The sequence below is a fragment of the Photobacterium sanguinicancri genome (genome assembly GCF_002265265.1).
GTDB classification, from domain to species: domain Bacteria; phylum Pseudomonadota; class Gammaproteobacteria; order Enterobacterales; family Vibrionaceae; genus Photobacterium; species Photobacterium sanguinicancri.
The window spans coordinates 1-355 of record NZ_NOIF01000548.1; the positions used below are offsets into that span (position 1 = coordinate 1).

The 355-nt window shown below is 69.6% G+C and carries 1 pseudogene; it reads left to right on the forward strand.

The window, feature by feature from the left end:
• Positions 1-355 (forward strand): annotated as a pseudogene (locus ASV53_RS26705) (hypothetical protein); the annotation flags it as partial.

The window sequence follows — 355 nt, forward strand, 5'->3', positions numbered from 1 at the left end:
CGACTTCGTCGAGCTGCGCCGCGTGGGGGAGGTGCCGGCGTTCGACTTCGAGCCCCGCGACCACCTCGAGCTCGGCGAGATCCTCGGAGCGATCGACATGGAGCGCGGCGCCAAGGTGTCCGGCGCGCGGTTCTACTTCCTCCGCGGCATCGGCGCGCGCCTCGAGATCGCGCTCATGAACCTGGCGCTCGACACGGCTCTGCAGAACGGCTTCACGCCGCTCATCACCCCGACCCTCGTACGCCCCGAGATCATGCAGGGCACGGGCTTCCTCGGCGAGCACGCCGACGAGGTCTACCACCTCGACAAGGACGACGACCTCTACCTCGTCGGCACCAGCGAGGTCGCGCTCGCC